Annotated in this window: 13 protein-coding genes and 1 pseudogene; 11 read left to right on the top strand and 3 right to left on the bottom strand. The window is 54.7% G+C overall.

Features of this window, described 5'->3' with window-relative positions; genetic code table 11:
* Window positions 1-41: 41 nt before the first annotated feature.
* From D9980_RS12005 to hisP, 11 genes are all read left to right on the top strand, one after another.
* Entirely contained in the window at window positions 42-704 is a 663-nt protein-coding gene (locus D9980_RS12005) for a DedA family protein (RefSeq protein WP_024485601.1), read from the top strand.
* A 230-nt stretch (window positions 705-934) separates the two neighbouring features.
* A complete protein-coding gene (gene accD, locus D9980_RS12000; protein WP_121607407.1) occupies window positions 935-1843 on the top strand; it encodes an acetyl-CoA carboxylase, carboxyltransferase subunit beta in 909 nt (302 codons plus the stop codon).
* Between the two features lie 155 nt (window positions 1844-1998).
* Window positions 1999-3264 carry a bifunctional tetrahydrofolate synthase/dihydrofolate synthase gene (gene folC / locus D9980_RS11995; protein ID WP_121607406.1) on the top strand — a complete coding sequence of 422 codons (1266 nt, stop codon included), beginning with the start codon at window positions 1999-2001 and terminating at the stop codon, window positions 3262-3264.
* On the top strand, window positions 3265-4008 hold the full coding sequence (dedD, locus tag D9980_RS11990) for a cell division protein DedD (RefSeq protein WP_098930342.1): 744 nt from the start codon (window positions 3265-3267) through the stop codon (window positions 4006-4008).
* An 865-nt stretch (window positions 4009-4873) separates the two neighbouring features.
* A complete protein-coding gene (gene cvpA / locus D9980_RS11985; RefSeq protein ID WP_024485212.1) occupies window positions 4874-5374 on the top strand; it encodes a colicin V production protein in 501 nt (166 codons plus the stop codon).
* Between the two features lie 21 nt (window positions 5375-5395).
* Window positions 5396-6913: an amidophosphoribosyltransferase gene (gene purF / locus D9980_RS11980; RefSeq protein ID WP_021178572.1), complete on the top strand. Its 1518-nt coding sequence runs from the start codon at window positions 5396-5398 to the stop codon at window positions 6911-6913.
* 147 nt (window positions 6914-7060) lie between these two features.
* Window positions 7061-7633 carry a UbiX family flavin prenyltransferase gene (locus tag D9980_RS11975; RefSeq protein WP_024530661.1) on the top strand — a complete coding sequence of 191 codons (573 nt, stop codon included), beginning with the start codon at window positions 7061-7063 and terminating at the stop codon, window positions 7631-7633.
* A gap of 297 nt (window positions 7634-7930) precedes the next feature.
* Window positions 7931-8713: a histidine ABC transporter substrate-binding protein HisJ gene (gene hisJ, locus D9980_RS11970; RefSeq protein WP_121609013.1), complete on the top strand. Its 783-nt coding sequence runs from the start codon at window positions 7931-7933 to the stop codon at window positions 8711-8713.
* A 96-nt stretch (window positions 8714-8809) separates the two neighbouring features.
* Window positions 8810-9496: a histidine ABC transporter permease HisQ gene (locus D9980_RS11965; protein WP_121607405.1), complete on the top strand. Its 687-nt coding sequence runs from the start codon at window positions 8810-8812 to the stop codon at window positions 9494-9496.
* The gene (locus D9980_RS11960) at window positions 9493-10200 is read left to right on the top strand and encodes an ABC transporter permease (protein ID WP_024485209.1); all 708 of its coding nucleotides are present in this window, start codon (window positions 9493-9495) and stop codon (window positions 10198-10200) included. Before D9980_RS11965 ends, D9980_RS11960 begins: the two co-directional genes overlap by 4 nt.
* A gap of 16 nt (window positions 10201-10216) precedes the next feature.
* A complete protein-coding gene (hisP, locus tag D9980_RS11955; protein ID WP_024485208.1) occupies window positions 10217-10990 on the top strand; it encodes a histidine ABC transporter ATP-binding protein HisP in 774 nt (257 codons plus the stop codon).
* Between the two features lie 46 nt (window positions 10991-11036).
* Here hisP and D9980_RS11950 read toward each other — a convergent pair.
* The 3 genes and pseudogenes from D9980_RS11950 to yfcG all read right to left on the bottom strand — a co-directional run bounded on the left by D9980_RS11950 (window position 11037) and on the right by yfcG (window position 13130).
* Window positions 11037-11941 (bottom strand): annotated as a pseudogene (locus D9980_RS11950) (TIGR01777 family oxidoreductase).
* 26 nt (window positions 11942-11967) lie between these two features.
* Window positions 11968-12345: a dihydroneopterin triphosphate 2'-epimerase gene (folX, locus tag D9980_RS11945; protein WP_021178565.1), complete on the bottom strand. Its 378-nt coding sequence runs from the start codon at window positions 12343-12345 to the stop codon at window positions 11968-11970.
* A 155-nt stretch (window positions 12346-12500) separates the two neighbouring features.
* Window positions 12501-13130 (bottom strand): GSH-dependent disulfide bond oxidoreductase, encoded by a 630-nt coding sequence (gene yfcG, locus D9980_RS11940; protein WP_121607404.1) that lies wholly within the window; start codon window positions 13128-13130, stop codon window positions 12501-12503.
* Between the last annotated feature and the right edge of the window lie 41 nt (window positions 13131-13171).

The following is a 13171-nucleotide window of genomic DNA, read 5'->3' as shown; positions in this document are numbered from 1 at the left end:
AACGCCGGGTGAGAGACACACCCGGTCAATTGAGAGTGTTTATGGACATCATCAAGTTTCTGATTGATTTTATTTTGCATATTGATGTGCACCTGGCAGAACTGGTCGCGCAATACGGTATGTGGGTTTACGGTATTCTGTTCCTGATCCTGTTTTGTGAAACCGGGCTGGTGGTGACGCCGTTCCTGCCGGGGGATTCTCTGCTGTTTGTCGCCGGTGCGCTGGCCGCGTTGCCTTCCAACGATCTCAACGTGCATACCATGGTGGCGTTGATGGTGATTGCGGCGGTGATTGGCGATGCCGTCAACTACACTATTGGTCGGCTGTTCGGCGAAAAGCTGTTCAGCAACCCGAACTCGAAAATTTTCCGTCGTAGCTATCTGGACAAAACCCACCAGTTCTACGAGAAACACGGCGGAAAAACCATTATTCTGGCGCGATTTGTGCCGATCGTGCGCACCTTTGCGCCGTTCGTGGCCGGTATGGGGCATATGTCCTATCGCCACTTTGCTGCCTATAACGTGATTGGTGCGCTACTTTGGGTGCTGCTGTTCACTTATGCTGGCTACCTGTTTGGCGACTTGCCGATCGTGCAGGAAAACTTGAAGTTGTTGATTGTTGGCATCATCCTGGTTTCAATTCTGCCGGGCATTATTGAAATCTGGCGCCATAAACGCGCGGCTGCCCGCCAACAAAAACAGTAAAAACACCGCTTAACCCGTCGGTTCGACCAGTTTTTTGTCCACACAATCGGGCCGATATGGTTTAATGAGCGACATTTATGGTCTGTTCCCGCGAACGACCCTGAAGCCAATGCCCTGGTAGCGCCCTGTTGCGCTTAGCTCGGCATTTTTGCATGGGGTGTGTTTCGGGAGGATTGTTAAGGCATGAACAGCGGACGGGTGTCTGCCAGGTTCAAACAGAAAGGTCATCGATGAGCTGGATTGAACGAATTCTCAACAAAAGCAATGTTACGCAAACCCGTAAGGTGAGCATTCCTGAAGGGGTCTGGACCAAATGCGATAGCTGTGGTCAGGTCCTTTACCGTGCCGAATTGGAGCGTAACCTTGAGGTCTGCCCCAAGTGCGACCACCACATGCGCATGTCAGCCCGTATGCGTCTGCATACCTTGCTGGATGAAGGCAGTGAAGTGGAACTGGGGAGCGAACTGGAGCCGAAAGACGTTCTGAAGTTCAAGGATTCCAAAAAGTACAAAGATCGTCTGGTTGCCGCACAGAAAGCAACCGGCGAGAAAGACGCGCTGGTGGTGATGAAGGGCACGCTGTATGGCATGCCGATCGTTGCAGCCTCCTTCGAATTCGCCTTTATCGGTGGTTCGATGTCTTCTGTAGTCGGTGCGCGCTTTGTGCGTGCGGTTGAGCAGGCGTTGGAAGATAATTGCCCGCTGGTGTGCTTCTCTGCCAGTGGCGGTGCGCGTATGCAGGAAGCGCTGATGTCGCTGATGCAGATGGCGAAAACCAGCGCCGCGTTGGCCAAGCTGCAAGAGCGTGGCCTGCCGTATATTTCGGTACTGACCGATCCGACCATGGGCGGCGTGTCCGCCAGCCTGGCTATGCTGGGCGATATCAACATTGCCGAGCCAAAAGCGCTGATCGGCTTTGCCGGGCCACGGGTTATCGAACAAACCGTACGTGAAAAACTGCCGCCGGGCTTCCAGCGCAGCGAGTTCCTGATTGAAAAGGGCGCTGTCGACATGATCGTGCGCCGTCCGGTGATGCGTCAGACCCTGGCCAGTATTCTTTCCAAGCTGACCAACCAGCCGCAGCCGCATTTCGATGAGGCCGCGCCGGTCATCGCTCAGGAAAATCAGGCCGACGCCTGAGGAGCAGACAAAGACCCGGCATAGGTGCAAGCCTGCGCCGGGTTCCGCCGTCATTTTGTGGCTAAGTTGCGGCGGGAAACGAAGAGCATCGCTTTTGACGTCGTCAGGGCGATGCGTCTTACGGATTTATGAACCCAAAGTCAGTGATGGGACTCATGCAAAACCACCAAATTCCCCAAGCCACGTCGCCATTGAGCTCGTGGCTTTACTATCTGGAACGTCTGCATAGCCAGGCGATCGAACTCGGCCTGGAGCGTGTGCAACACGTTGCGGCGCACCTTGACCTTCTCACTCCTGCTCCTACGGTATTTACCGTTGCCGGCACTAACGGCAAAGGCACCACCTGCCGCACGTTAGAGGCCATTTTGCTGGCTGCCGGGCTGCGGGTCGGGGTTTACAGTTCACCGCATCTGGTGCGTTACACCGAACGGGTGCGCATACAGGGTGAAGAGCTGAGTGAGGCTGAACACAGCCGCTCCTTTGCCGCGATTGAAGCTGGCCGGGGGGAAACCTCGCTGACCTATTTCGAATTTGGCACCCTTTCGGCGTTACAGCTGTTTAAGCAGGCCAGGCTCGACGTAGTGATCCTGGAAGTGGGCCTGGGGGGGCGTCTGGACGCGACCAATATCGTTGAGCCAAGCGTCGCCGTGGTGACCAGCATTGCCTTGGATCACACCGATTGGCTAGGCCACGATCGTGAAAGCATCGGCCGCGAGAAGGCGGGGATATTCCGTGGCGGCAAACCTGCCGTAGTCGGTGAGCCGGATATGCCACATAGCATCCGGCAGGTAGCAGAAGATCTCAACGCTCAACTGTACCGCCGTGATGAAGCTTGGTCGTTCAGCGAACAGGGCGAACGCTGGCAATGGGAAGGGGGCGGCACACGCCTGACCGATCTCCCTATGCCTAACGTCCCCTTGGCGAACGCGGCGACGGCATTGGCTGCGCTGCACTATTCGGCGCTGGAAATCGACGAGAAGGCGATTTTTGCCGGTCTACAGCAGGCCGCTTTGCCAGGGCGTTTTCAGATCGTGCAGCAGAACCCGCAGCTGATCCTGGACGTTGCCCACAACCCTCATGCTGCGGCCTATCTGGCTGGGCGATTGGCGAAACTCCCCCGCAATGGCGGTGTGGTTCGCGCGGTGGTGGGGATGCTGTCGGACAAAGACATTGCCGGTACGTTGGCCTGCCTGAGCGAACAGGTGGACGAGTGGTACTGCGCGCCGCTGGAAGGCCCGCGCGGGGCCAGCGTTGAGCTGCTGGCACAGTATTTAACGGAACCACGCAAGTTTGCCGATGTCGAAACTGCCTGGCGTCAGGCTATGCAGGACGCGGATATTCAGGATATTGTGATCGTCTGTGGGTCTTTCCACACTGTTGCCCACGTGATGGCGGCGTTAGACGAGAGGCGGGGAGTGTGAGTGGCAAGTAAATTTCAGAATCGACTGGTTGGAACCGTGATTTTGGTTGCCCTGGGGGTAATTGTCCTGCCGGGGCTGCTTGACGGTAAAAAGAAGCATTATGAGGATGAGTTTGCGGCGATCCCGTTGGTGCCCAAACCGGGGGATGCTCATGAAATCGACGTGATCCCACCGGCCAATCAGGCGCTACCTTCGGTTCCACCGGAGGGGGCTGGTGCTTTGGTTGAGCAGCAGCAGGCCGCCGCCGAGGCTTCCGCCCAGCAGGCGGCTAATCAAACGACTCAACCGCAGCAGCCTGCGGTTGTTGCTCCGCCACCTATCGAAACCAAACCGGTTCAGCCAACCAAACCCAAGCCTGTGGAATCTAAACCGGTAGAAGTGAAGCCGGTGGAAGTGAAACCTAAGCCAGTGCCAACACCGCCAAAGGTAGAGCCAAAGCCGGAAGTGAAACCAGAGCCGAAGCCTGAAACCAAACCTGCGGTTGAAGAAAAGGCACCGGCTGGTCAGGCCTATGTGGTGCAGTTGGGGGCGTTGAAGAATGCTGCCAAGGTCAATGAGATCGTCGCTTCGCTGCGCCTGTCTGGGCACCGGGCTTATACCGTGCCATCCACGCCGGTGCAGGGTGAGATCACCCGCATCTACGTTGGCCCAGATGCCTCGAAGCAGAAGCTGCAGGCTTCGCTGGCGGAGCTGAATGGGATCAGTGGGTTAAGCGGGCAGGTGAAGGCGTATAGCGCGCGTTGATATACCCGTCGTCTTTCAAGCTGCAGCGTTGTTACCTGCACTATCTCACCCCAGTCACTTACAAAAGTAAGCTCCTGGGGATGAGATAGCTTGGCGCCTAGCTGCAACTCGAAATCCATAGGGTATAAGCCAGTAGTTTTTCCTATGCCCTTGTAAAATATCAAGAGGGAACTGGAGTAGTGTCACAACCGCTAACCGCGACTCGGACGATCCCCTTCCTGTGGGAGAAGGTTCGGGGAAAGTCGGAGTTGTGTCACAACCGCTAGCCGTGACTTGGACGATCCCCTCCCTGTTGGAGAAGGTACGGGAAAGTCGGAATTGTGTCACAACCGTTAACCGCGACTCGGATGATCCCCTCTCCCTGTGGGAGAAGGTTCGGGGAAAGTCGGAGTTGTGTCACAACCGCTAGCCGTGACTTGGACGATCCCCTCCCTGTTGGAGAAGGTACGGGAAAGTCGGAATTGTGTCACAACCGTTATCCGCGACTCGGACGATCCCCTCTCCCTGTGGGAGAGGGTTAGGGTGAGGGGCCACAGTGCTCAAGGAGGAGGATTGCCAAATCACCACTAAAATTGTGCCTTTCAGGGGTCGGATATCCTAAGTAGGCGCGGCGATTAGCAATTTTAATACCCGTCGTCTTTCAAGCTGCAGCGTTGTTACCTGCGCTATCTCACCCCAGTCACTTACTAAACGTAAGCTCCTGAGGATGAGATAGCTTGTCGCCTAGCTGCAGCTTGAAATCCATAGGGTAACATCGCCGTTTTTTATTTGTTACGTGGTGGGAAATCCGCTACGCAAACGTTTTCTTTTTCTGTTAGAATTCGCCGCGATTGGATGCAGGGGCGATTCATCATTGGAATAGTTCATGGTCTGGATTGATTACGTCATTATAGCGTTGATTGGATTTTCGGCTCTGGTGAGCCTGATCCGAGGTTTTGTTCGCGAAGCATTGTCACTTGTGACATGGGGATGTGCGTTCTTTGTTGCCAGCCATTTCTACCCATACCTTGCAGCCTACTTCACCCGTTTTGAAGATGAGCTGGTACGTAACGGCATTGCGATTGCCATTTTGTTTATCGCAACGCTGATTGTGGGCGCTATCGTTAACTATGTGATTGGGTCATTGGTAGAGAAAACCGGGTTATCGGGCACCGATCGGGTGCTGGGCGTGTGTTTCGGCGCACTGCGCGGCGTGTTGATCGTAGCGGCGATACTGTTCTTCCTGGATACCTTTACCACCCTGTCGCAAAGTGCGGACTGGAAACAGTCACAGCTGATCCCCCAGTTCAGTTACATCATCAGATGGTTCTTTGACTATCTGCAAAGCACGTCGAGTTTCTTACCAACCCAATTACCGGGGCGGTAGCGGCTTAGAGGAAAAGACAACATGTGCGGTATTGTCGGTATCGCCGGTTTTATGCCGGTAAACCAGTCGATTTATGATGCATTGATGGTGCTCCAGCATCGTGGACAGGATGCCGCTGGCATCGTCACTATTGATGCCCATAATGGGTTCCGCCTGCGCAAGGCAAATGGTCTGGTGAAAGATGTATTTGAAGCCCGCCATATGCTGCGCCTGCAGGGCAACATGGGCATTGGCCATGTGCGTTACCCAACGGCTGGCAGCTCCAGCGCTTCAGAAGCTCAACCTTTCTATGTCAACTCGCCGTTCGGCATTACGCTGGCACACAACGGCAACCTGACCAACGCCCACGAACTGCGCCAACAGCTGTTTGAGCGAGGCCGCCGTCATGTCAACACCACTTCCGATTCCGAGATCCTGCTGAACGTGCTGGCTACCGAGCTAGACCGATTCCCGCATTATCCACTGGAGTCCGACAACATTTTTACCGCCGTTGCCGCGATGCATCAGCAACTGCGTGGCGCTTATGCCTGCGTAGCCATGATTATCGGCCACGGTCTGGTGGCGTTCCGCGATCCTAACGGCATTCGCCCGCTGGTGATCGGCAAACGTGAGCTGGAAGATGGCCGCTGTGAGTACATGGTGGCTTCTGAGAGTGTGGCGCTGGATACCTTGGGCTTCGACTTCCTGCGCGACGTAGCACCGGGCGAAGCGGTGTACATCACCGAAAAAGGCCAGCTGTTCACTCGCCAGTGTGCGGAGAACCCAAAAACCAATCCATGCCTGTTCGAGTATGTCTATTTTGCCCGTCCTGACTCCTTTATGGACAAGATCTCCGTCTACAGCGCCCGCGTGCGTATGGGGCAGAAATTGGGTGAGAAGATTGCGCGCGAATGGGAAGATCTGGATATCGACGTGGTGATCCCGATCCCGGAAACCTCTTGCGATATCGCGCTGGAGATTGCTCGTATTCTGGATAAGCCGTATCGCCAGGGCTTCGTCAAGAATCGCTATGTTGGCCGCACCTTCATCATGCCGGGCCAACAGGCTCGCCGTAAGTCGGTACGCCGCAAGCTGAACGCCAATCGTGCCGAATTCCGCGATAAGAACGTGCTGCTGGTTGATGACTCCATCGTCCGCGGTACCACTTCTGAGCAGATCGTAGAGATGGCGCGTGACGCCGGGGCCAAACGGGTTTATCTGGCTTCTGCGGCCCCGGAGATCCGCTTCCCTAACGTGTACGGTATCGATATGCCGAGCGCAACGGAGCTGATTGCCCATGGGCGTGAAGTGGACGAAATCCGCCAGATTATTGGTGCCGATGGCCTGATTTTCCAGGATCTGGACGACCTGATCGCCGCAGTACGCGAAGAGAACCCGGATATCGCCCAGTTCGAATGCTCGGTGTTTAACGGCATTTACGTGACCAAAGACGTTGACCAGAGCTATCTGGAATATCTGGAAACGCTGCGTAATGACGATGCCAAAGCGTTGCGCGGCCAGACGGAAGCAGAAAATCTGGAAATGCATAACGAGGGCTAACGCGCCCGCGTAGCTCACCAAAACGGTGCACCGTAGCGTTGGTTACGGTGCATTGTCTTATTCCCACCTCGAATCTACGAAGGTTGCTGCCAAACCTACCCCTCTTCGGCTATCCTTACGGCATATTTCCCGACAAAGGCCAGCTTGATGAAAAGACTCATTATCGGTATTTCCGGCGCCAGCGGCGCTATCTACGGCGTGCGCTTATTGCAGGTGCTGCGTGGTGTAGAAGAGGTGGAAACCCACTTGGTAATGAGCAACGCGGCGCGCCAGACGCTGGCGTTGGAAACCTCTCTGAGCCTGCGTGACGTGCAGGCCTTGGCCGATGTGGTGCACGATGCGCGTGATATTGCCGCCAGTATTTCCTCCGGATCGTTCAAAACCATGGGGATGGTGATTTTGCCATGCTCAATCAAAACGTTATCTGGCATCGTCAACAGTTACAGCGATGGGCTGCTGACTCGCGCCGCCGATGTGGTGCTCAAAGAGCGTCGGCCATTGGTGCTCTGCGTGCGCGAAACACCGTTGCATCTGGGCCATCTGCGGCTGATGACCCAGGCAGCGGAGATGGGGGCGGTGATTATGCCGCCGGTACCGGCCTTCTACCATCGTCCGCAAACCGTTGATGATATTATCGATCAGACCGTTAATCGGGTTATCGACCAGTTTGACATCGAACTGCCGCAAGATCTCTTCACGCGTTGGCAAGGCGTTAATTAACTAATTCACCCTCAAATTTATACATTTGTGCAACATCGCACTGATTTAGTGCGATTGATGCATCATAATGATCCTGCTTCCCCATGCACTCTGTTTCAGTAACTTGTAGGTTAACCATGGCGAAGCCCGAGTTTGCCGTTCATTTTGTCGTTCGTTGTCTCTGGGAAGAGCTTTGAACAGAGCGTGGCCGTTCCCCGCGCTCGCTAATGACAAAGTGGCATGATTACTGCAGATCCTGTGTGTGATGAAAGTAATGCCCGTAGTGGCATCGGCAAAAATATCCATTTGAGGGTAATTATGAAAAAGCTTGTTAAAGTTCTCCCTTTAGTTTTGGCTTTGAGCGCGGTTAGCAGTGCATTCGCCGCATTACCTTCCACGCTGAAAATCGGTACCGATCCCACCTATGCGCCGTTTGAGTCGAAAAATGCGCAGGGTCAACTGGTTGGCTTCGATATCGATCTGGCCACCGAGCTGTGCAAACGCATAAACACCAAGTGTATCTTTGTGGAAAGCGATTTTGATGCGCTGATCCCCTCTCTGAAAGCGAAGAAAATCGACGCTATTATCTCTTCTCTGTCCATTACCGAAAAACGCCAGCAGGAAATTGCCTTTACCGACAAGCTGTTTGCGGCCAACTCACGCCTGATCGCACCAAAAGGCTCCAAGATCCTGCCAAACGTCGATGCGCTGAAGGGCAAAAGCATCGGCGTATTGCAGGGTACTACCCAGGAAGCCTTCGCTAATGCCAATTGGCAGCCAAAAGGCGTGACCGTGGTGCCTTACCAGAATCAGGATCTTGTGTATGCGGATTTGGCTTCTGGGCGTATTGACGCAGCGTTTCAAGATGAAGTCGCCGCGAGCGAAGGCTTCCTGAAACAGCCTCCAGGCAAAGAGTACGAGTTTGCCGGTGAGTCGGTGAAGGACGATAAATTCTTTGGTGTCGGCACCGGTATGGGCCTGCGCAAGGATGAAACCGAGCTGAAAGCGGCGCTGGACAAAGCCTTTGCCGAAATGCGCAAAGACGGCACCTACGATAAGTTCGCGAAAAAATACTTCGACTTTGACGTTTACGGCGGCTAATTCCTGTCGGGTACTCTCTATGACAACAGGCCCGGTCTTCCGGGCCTGTTCTGGCTGGAGTGTCATGACGTGCTCAATGACGACAGGGTGACGTAAATGCTACAAGGTTACTCCCAACTGATATTTGAGGGGGCTCTGGTGACGCTGGAGCTGGCCCTCAGTTCCGTATTGCTGGCGGTGGTGATTGGTTTGATCGGCGCTGGCGGTAAACTTTCGCAAAACCCTGTTATTTCGACGATCTTTGGTGCCTATACCACCTTGATCCGTGGAGTGCCGGACCTGGTGTTGATGCTGTTGATCTTCTACGGTCTGCAAATTGCCCTCAACAGCGTGACGGAGTTTATTGGCTTCTCACAGATTGATATCGATCCGTTGGGGGCGGGCATCATTACCCTGGGCTTTATCTACGGAGCCTATTTTACTGAAACCTTCCGGGGAGCCTACCTGGCGGTGCCTCGTGGTCAGATCGAGGCGGCTACCGCCTTCGGTTTTTCCAACTCGCAGATTTTCCGCCGCATTCTGTTTCCGGCCATGATGCGCTTCGCGTTACCTGGCATCGGCAACAACTGGCAGGTGATCCTCAAGGCGACGGCCTTGGTCTCCATTCTTGGACTCAACGATCTGGTAAAGGCCACGCAGCTGGCAGGAAAGGGCACCTATCAGCCTTTCTTCTATGCCATTGTCGCAGGCTTGGTGTATCTGTTGTTCACCACGATTTCCAACGGCGTATTGCTGTGGCTTGAGCGGCGTTATTCACTGGGCGTCAAAAGGGCCGAACTATGATCGATATCCTGCATCAGTATTGGCAGCAACTGCTGTGGACCGATGGCTATCGCTATACCGGTGTGGCGGTGACGCTGTGGCTGCTGATCTCCTCGGTGGTCATGGGCGGGCTGTTGGCCATCCCGATGGCGGTAGCTCGGGTTTCTTCCACCCGTTGGGTACGCTACCCGGTGTGGCTGTATACCTATGTTTTCCGCGGTACGCCGCTGTACGTACAACTGTTGGTGTTTTATTCCGGTATGTACAGCCTGGAAATCGTGCGGGGTACGGAGCTGCTCAATGCGTTTTTCCGCAGCGGATTAAACTGCACCATTTTGGCGCTAACGCTGAATACCTGTGCCTATACCACGGAGATTTTCGCCGGGGCCATTCGTTCGGTGCCGCATGGGGAAATTGAAGCGGCCAGGGCTTATGGGTTTTCCAGCTTTAAACTGTATCGCTGCATTATTTTGCCTTCGGCGCTGCGCTCGGCATTACCGGCGTACAGCAATGAAGTTATTCTGATGCTGCATTCGACCGCACTGGCCTTTACCGCCACGGTGCCGGACCTGTTGAAGGTGGCCCGCGATATCAACGCGGCGACCTACCAGCCGTTTTATGCCTTTGGCATTGCGGCCGTGCTGTATCTGATTATCTCCTATACGTTGATCAGCCTGTTCCGCAGGGCAGAAAAACGCTGGATGGCACACGTAACTCATCGATGAATGACGGGGATCCACCATGCCTGAACAAAAATTAGCCGTCACCGAACTGCACAAGCGTTATGGTGACCATGAAGTACTGAAAGGGGTCTCCCTGGCGGCCAATGCGGGCGATGTGATTAGCATTATCGGTTCTTCCGGTTCCGGTAAAAGTACCTTTCTGCGTTGCATCAACTTCCTGGAGAAGCCCAGCGAAGGCACCATCAGCCTGAATAATGAAAATATTCGTATGGTGCGCGACAAGGATGGCCAGCTTAGAGTCTTTGACAAGAAACAGCTGCAGTTGCTGCGTACCCGCCTGACCATGGTGTTCCAGCACTTCAACCTGTGGAGCCACATGACGGTGTTGGAGAACGTGATGGAAGCTCCAATCCAGGTATTGGGGCTGAGCAAGGCTGAGGCGCGCGAACGGGCGGTGCGCTATCTGGATAAGGTCGGCATTGACGCGCGGGCGCAAATCAAATACCCGGTGCACCTCTCCGGCGGGCAACAGCAACGCGTTTCTATTGCCCGGGCGTTGGCAATGGAGCCGGAAGTGCTGCTGTTCGACGAACCGACTTCGGCGCTGGATCCTGAACTGGTGGGCGAAGTGCTGCGCATTATGCAGAAATTGGCGGAAGAGGGGAAAACCATGGTGGTGGTGACGCACGAAATGGAGTTTGCGCGCCATGTCTCCAGCCACGTCATTTTCCTGCATCAGGGGCTGATTGAAGAGCAGGGGCCACCTGCGGAGCTGTTTGGTAACCCTAAGAGCCCGCGTTTACAACAGTTCCTTTCTGGAGCGCTGAAGTAGATATTTTTCCTCTCACCGTCTCCCTGCGGGAGACGGTGAGAGGGCATCAAGCCTGTTGATTGATCACATCATCCAGCGCCTGTTCCAGCTCAAAGAAACGGAAAACAAATCCAGCCTCTTCCAACCGCCTCGGCACCGCCCGTTGCCCCCTAATACCAACACCGCCGCTTCACCCATCAGTAACCGCATGGCAAAGGCTGGCGCACGCAGAAACGCCGGGCGATCCAGCACCTTGGCCAGGGTGGCGGTGAACTGTTCATTATGCACCGGATAAGGTGCCACCATGTTGAAGGGCCCACGCAGCGGAGTGTTGTCCAACAGGTAAATGATGGCATTGACCATATCGTCGATATGGATCCAGGGCAGATATTGGCGGCCATTGCCGATCGGCCCGCCTAACCCCATACGGAATGGCGGCAGCATCTTCGCCAGCGCTCCACCTTTAGGCGACAACACAACGCCGGTACGCAGCAGACAAACGCGCGTGTAGCTACTTTGTGCCCGTAAGGCCAGAGCCTCCCAGCGTTGGCACAACTGGTGGGTAAATTCATCGTGCGGAGGTTCTTCTTCCGTTACCACCGCCTGGCCCTGATCGCCGTAATAACCGACCGCCGAGCCGGAAATCAGTACCGAAGGTGGCGTATTGCTGGCGGCGATGAGCGTGGCTAGTCGTTCGGTCAAATCCCAACGGCTGCGGCATAGCAGTTCTTTCTGCGCCTTGCTCCAGCGTTTGTCGGCAATCGGCTCACCCGCCAGGTTGATCACGGCATCAAAGCCGTCCAGAGAGCGTTGTTCATCAAGCGAAGCCCAGTAGCTGAGCCGATCGCCGAACTTATCCCGTGCCTTGGCGACGTTGCGCGTCAACAGGGTGAGTTCATGCGAAAGGTGCAGCAGTTGCCTGGTCAGGCTACTGCCGATCAACCCAGTTGCGCCGGTAATCAGTATCTTCATGGTCGGCCTCCCTGGTAGGGTGAGTGCTAAGCGGTTTCCCGTCGGTAACTCATGGTCATGGAAACCGAGTCTGCATAACGTAGGGCCAGCAATTTATCTATCTCTACTTCAGCATAGGTTACCCATGGATGTTGTTTCACTATGTCGAGCACATCCTGAGTTAATTTTTCCAACAGCGCGAAGCGGTTGTCTTCAATATGGCGAATGATCGCCTTGGTGATGGTGCGATAGTTGAGGGCGTCGCTAATGTCTTCGCTGTTACGCGCCTTGTCTGCCGGGTAGTGGATCGCCACGTTGATCAGAACGTCCTGACGGTTGTTGATTTCTTCTTCCTTGATACCGATGAAGGTGCGTAACCGCAGGTTTTTAATACGGATAATGGCATCGGGTTGCTGGCATGGCATCAGAGATTCTCCGGAGGTCTGATTGTTTGTACTCAGAATACACGGAAAGTGAAGAAAAGATAATGTAGCCAGACGCTTAAAGAGAGCAACGCGGGGGAGATCACACCGGTTTCCCCCTCCGATGTGTACACGATGCAAGAGAGGGGAAGGCAGCGTTAGGCTTGATCTGCCAATTTGTAGGCGCGTTCCGTTGCCGGGCGGTTGCGGATGCGTTCAAACCAGTTGCGTACCGCCGGATAATCCGCCAGATCGATGCGCTGACGTGGATGAGACACTACCCAGGGATAAGTCGCAATATCGGCAATGCTGTAGTTGTCGCCGCCCAGGTATGGGTGCCGTTGCAACTCGGTTTCCAGTACGCCATACAGGCGTTTGGTTTCCTGCTGGTAGCGTTCTATAGCGTAGGGGACAGGTTGCGGTGCATAGTGGTTGAAGTGATGATTTTGCCCGAGCATCGGCCCAAATCCGGCAACCTGCCAAAATAACCATTGCAGCGTTGCTGCCCGTTCGCGAACCCCTTTGCTGAGCAGTTTACCGGTTTTCTCTGCCAGATAGAGCAGGATCTCGCCCGATTCAAACAGGTTGATGGGGGCCCCACCGTCAACGGGTTGTTGATCGACGATGGCCGGGATTTTGTTGTTGGGAGAAATGGCCAGAAACGCTGGTGCGAATTGATCGCCAGCACTGATATTTACGCGATGGATACGATAAGGTAAACCAACCTCCTCCAAAAGCAGGGTAATTTTGTGCCCATTGGGAGTCGGTGCGTAATACAGATCAATCATATGATAATACTCCTTATAAAACATCAAGATAAGATGAGCAT

The sequence above is a fragment of the Serratia sp. 3ACOL1 genome (genome assembly GCF_003668775.1).
GTDB classification, from domain to species: Bacteria; Pseudomonadota; Gammaproteobacteria; order Enterobacterales; family Enterobacteriaceae; genus Chania; species Chania fonticola.
Note: the sequence above shows the minus strand (reverse complement) of the source record. Positions and strands in the feature narration are given on the sequence as shown.

Bases quoted from the DNA above. Each gene is read 5' to 3' on its own strand.
- D9980_RS12005 (WP_024485601.1), top strand. From the start codon at position 42: ATGGACATCATCAAGTTTCTGATTGATTTTATTTTGCATATTGATGTG.
- accD (WP_121607407.1), top strand. From the start codon at position 935: ATGAGCTGGATTGAACGAATTCTCAACAAAAGCAATGTTACGCAAACC.
- folC (WP_121607406.1), top strand. From the start codon at position 1,999: ATGCAAAACCACCAAATTCCCCAAGCCACGTCGCCATTGAGCTCGTGG.
- cvpA (WP_024485212.1), top strand. From the start codon at position 4,874: ATGGTCTGGATTGATTACGTCATTATAGCGTTGATTGGATTTTCGGCT.
- purF (WP_021178572.1), top strand. From the start codon at position 5,396: ATGTGCGGTATTGTCGGTATCGCCGGTTTTATGCCGGTAAACCAGTCG.
- D9980_RS11975 (WP_024530661.1), top strand. From the start codon at position 7,061: ATGAAAAGACTCATTATCGGTATTTCCGGCGCCAGCGGCGCTATCTAC.
- hisJ (WP_121609013.1), top strand. From the start codon at position 7,931: ATGAAAAAGCTTGTTAAAGTTCTCCCTTTAGTTTTGGCTTTGAGCGCG.
- D9980_RS11965 (WP_121607405.1), top strand. From the start codon at position 8,810: ATGCTACAAGGTTACTCCCAACTGATATTTGAGGGGGCTCTGGTGACG.
- D9980_RS11960 (WP_024485209.1), top strand. From the start codon at position 9,493: ATGATCGATATCCTGCATCAGTATTGGCAGCAACTGCTGTGGACCGAT.
- hisP (WP_024485208.1), top strand. From the start codon at position 10,217: ATGCCTGAACAAAAATTAGCCGTCACCGAACTGCACAAGCGTTATGGT.
- folX (WP_021178565.1), bottom strand. From the start codon at position 12,345: ATGCCATGCCAGCAACCCGATGCCATTATCCGTATTAAAAACCTGCGG.
- yfcG (WP_121607404.1), bottom strand. From the start codon at position 13,130: ATGATTGATCTGTATTACGCACCGACTCCCAATGGGCACAAAATTACC.